The organism is bacterium (assembly GCA_030654305.1).
In the GTDB taxonomy this organism is placed as follows: Bacteria; Krumholzibacteriota; Krumholzibacteriia; order LZORAL124-64-63; family LZORAL124-64-63; genus PNOJ01.
This window is the reverse complement of the sequence record JAURXS010000321.1, coordinates 1-3,456: the sequence shown is the minus strand read 5'-3', so window position 1 is coordinate 3,456 and position 3,456 is coordinate 1. Positions and strand designations below refer to the sequence as shown.

At 74.9% G+C, this 3,456-nt stretch carries 4 protein-coding genes; all 4 read left to right on the top strand.

Annotation, left to right across the window (positions count from 1 at the left end):
- Positions 1–1,015 (top strand): glycosyltransferase (locus tag Q7W29_09205; GenBank protein ID MDO9171995.1); only part of this gene is annotated, 1,015 nt, incomplete at its 5' end.
- Between the two features lie 18 nt (positions 1,016–1,033).
- Positions 1,034–1,507 (top strand): acyltransferase, encoded by a 474-nt coding sequence (locus Q7W29_09200; GenBank protein MDO9171994.1) that lies wholly within the window; start codon positions 1,034–1,036, stop codon positions 1,505–1,507.
- A gap of 110 nt (positions 1,508–1,617) precedes the next feature.
- Entirely contained in the window at positions 1,618–3,240 is a 1,623-nt protein-coding gene (locus tag Q7W29_09195; GenBank protein ID MDO9171993.1) for a TolC family protein, read from the top strand.
- Positions 3,237–3,456: hypothetical protein (locus tag Q7W29_09190; protein MDO9171992.1), on the top strand; the 220-nt coding region annotated here is incomplete at its 3' end. The genes Q7W29_09195 and Q7W29_09190, both read left to right, overlap by 4 nt.

Sequence of the window (3,456 nt, the reverse complement as noted above, 5' to 3'; positions counted from 1 at the left end):
GGCGGCCGGGCTCGTGGTGACGGAACTGGTCTTCCACGGCGACCTGGACCCGGCCCTCTCCTGGCGCTACTGGCGGCTGTGCCGGCGGCACCGGATCGACCTGCTCTGCCTGAACATGGACAAGGTGCTGCGCGTCGCGGGACCCGCCGCGCGGCTGGCCGGCGCCGTGGTCGTGCCGCGGCGCGGCAGCGAGTCGCCCCTGGGCGGCAAGGTCTCGCACAAGCTCGCGTACCTGAAGGTGGCCGGGGGGGTCATCGCCAACTCGCTGGCCACCCGCGCGACCCTGCTGGCGAGCGCGCCCTGGCTGCCCCCGGACAAGGTGCGGGTCATCAGCAACGGGATCGACGTCGGTCGCTACGCCCTGGATGACGACGCTTACGCCGCCGCGCGCGCCGCGGTGCGCGCCGAAGCCGGCGCCGGGCCGGGGACGCCGGTGCTCGGGATGGTCGGCGAGCTGACCACGCGCAAGAACCACCTCGTGGTCGTGCGGCAGCTCGGCGCCCTGCGCGCCTCGCATCCTGGCCTGCAGCTGTGGCTCGTCGGCGAGGGGCCGGAGCGCGGCGCCCTGCTGGCGACGGCCCGCGACGCCGGCGCCGGGGACGCCCTGCACCTGCTCGGGTTCCGCGACGACGTGCCCCGCCTGCTGCAGGGGATCGACGTCTTCTGCCACCCGGCGCGGCGCGAGGGCTTCGGCTACGCCGTGGTCGAGGCGATGGCCGCGGGCAAGCCGGTCGTCGTCGCGCGGGCGAGCAACCTGCCGGAGATCGTGCCGGACGGCGTGGCCGGCCTGCTGCGCGACCCCGACGACGGGGAGGGCTGGCGCGCGGCCGTCGCGTCCCTGTTCGACGACCCGGCGCTGGCCGCGCGTCTGGCCGTGGCGGGCCGGCGGCGGGCCGGCGAGCTGTACTCGCACGGGCGGATGCTCGACGAAGTCGAAGCGTATTTCCGCGGGCTGCTGCGCCCCGCCCGGCGCGGCGGACCGACGGTGACCGTCACCACCCAGAACGCCACCTGAAACAGCCGAGGAGAGGCGATGAGCTACCCCGTGAACGACAAGCAGATCATCCGCAACTGCAAGATCGGCGAAGGCACCAAGATCTGGAACTTCGTCAACATGTACGAGTGCGAGGTGGGTCGCGACAGCATGATCGGCACCTTCGTCGAGCTGCAGAACGGCGTCAAGGTGGGGGACCGCACGCGCGTCCAGAGCCACACCTTCGTCTGCGAGCTGGTGACCATCGGCGACGACGTGTTCGTCGGCCACGGCGTCATGTTCATCAACGACACGATGCCGCCGCAGCCCGAGAAGGAGAAGTGGAAGTCCACGACCATCGAGGACCGCGCCTCGATCGGCAGCAACGTGACCCTGCTGCCGGTGCGCATCGGCCACGACGCGGTGGTCGGCGCGGGCTCCGTGGTGACCAAGGACGTGCCGCCGGGAGCGGTCGTCGCCGGCAACCCCGCCCGCATCCTGCGCTTCAAGGAAGGCTTCGGGCCCCGGTCCTGAAGGCGCGGCGGCGGATTCCCGCCGTCGCTATTATCCTGACCCCGCGGTGCGGGCGCCGACGGCGCCCGCACCGTTTCGAGACCCGATCGGAACCCGGGAGGCTCCTGCAAATGCCGTTCTCCGTCTTGTCCCTCCTCGGGCGCCGGCTGCCGGTCCTGTCTGTCCTGGCCGTCTTGGCCGTCCTGGCGCTGACGGCGGCCGGTGCCGCCGCGGGCCCGCCGACCGCCGCCGAGCCCGACAGCGCCCTCGCGCAGGCCCTGGCGCGGATCGAAGGGGAGCCGCTCGCGCTCGAGCAGGCGCTGCTCGCGGCGGTCGGGGGTTCCACCGACGCGCGGATCGCGCGGGCCGAGCTGGACGCCGCGCGCGGGGCCCTGCGCCGCGAGCGCGGGGGGTTCGATCCCGAATTCTACGGCGGCCTGACCCGCAGCTCCTCCGAGCAGCCCACCGCCTCCCTGTTTGCCGGGGCCAGCGTCCTGGAGACGGAGCAGACCGCGGGCACCGCGGGGCTGCGCCTGAAGACCCGCTGGGGCACCGAACTGACCGCGTCGCTGGACGCGGTGCGGTCCGAGACCAACAACGCCTACGCGTCGCTGCGGCCGCAGCACGATGCGGCCGGCCGACTCGAGCTGCGCCAGCCGCTGCTGAAGGGATCCGGCGCGGCGGCGAAAGGAGCGCTGGCGTCCGCCGAGCGGAGCTACGAGGCCGCGCTCGCCGCCCACGACGACGCCGTCCTGGGCGTGCGCGCCGTGGTCGAGACGGCCTACTGGCAGCTCCACGGCGCGGTGCGCGATCTCGCCGTGCAGCAGCTGCTGCGCGACCAGGCCGCCTCCCTGCTGGACGAGACCCGGATCCGGGCCGACGCGGGCCTGATCGGACCCGGCCAGGTGGCCAGCGCCCGCGTGTTCCTGGCCGAGCAGGAGCAGGCCTGGCTGGACCGGCGCGAAGCCCTGGACCTGGAGTCGGACCGCTTCGCCGCCCTCATCGGCCGCCGGCCGGCCGGCGGGTCCCGCCGCTACCTGACCGCCGCCGCGCCGCCGCCCGCCTTCGCGGCCCCGGACGAGGAAGCGGCGCTGGCCGTGGCCCTGTCCGACAACCTCCAGCTGCGGTCGTTCGAGCGGAACGTGGCCGCCCTGCAGGCGCTCGCGGACGCCGCCGCGGTCGACGCGCGGCCCCGGTTGGACCTGATCGGATCGCTGGGCGGCGCGGGGCTGTCGGGTTCGGGCCGGCGGATCGTCTCGCCCTTCGGCGCCGAACCGGAGACCATCCAGACCGCCGACATCGGTGGACTGGGCGAGAGCCTGGACCAGGTCGTGAGGCGGACCTATCCGAACTGGAGCGTGGGCGTGAGCTTCTCGCTGCCGCTGGGCGGCCGCGCGGGCGGCGGCGAGCGCGACCGGGTCCGGGCCGCCACGGTCTCCGCCGGGCTGCAGCTCGAAGCCGCGCGCCGCGACCTGGAAGCGCGGGTCCGCGCCGACTGCCGCGAGCTCGCCGCCAACCGCGAGCGGCTCGCCCTGGCCGACGAGGGCGTCGACGCGTCCCGCGAGCAGGTCCGGATCGGCCTGATCGAGTTCCGCAACGGCCGCACGACGGCCTTCGAGCTGGTGCGCCTGGCGGCCGACCTGGCCGCGGCACAGCAGCGGCGTTCCCAGGCGCAGGTGCGCGCCGCCCGTGCGGCGGCGGACCTGCGCCGCCTCACGGCGGACGGTTTCCTCACCAAGGAGAGCGGGCAGTGACTCACCGACACGCGGTCCACGTGCGCGCCGCGGGCGCGCTCTTTCCGGTCCTCGTCCTGGCGCTGGCCGCCGGCTGCGCCCGGGAGAAGGCGGGCGGCGGCTTCGCCACGCCCCCGCTGCCGGTCGTCACGGCGCCGGCGGCGCCCATGGCCATGACCGCCAGCTCCCCGGCCGTCGGCACCTACGAGGCGACCGAGCAGGTCACGGTCTCCACCG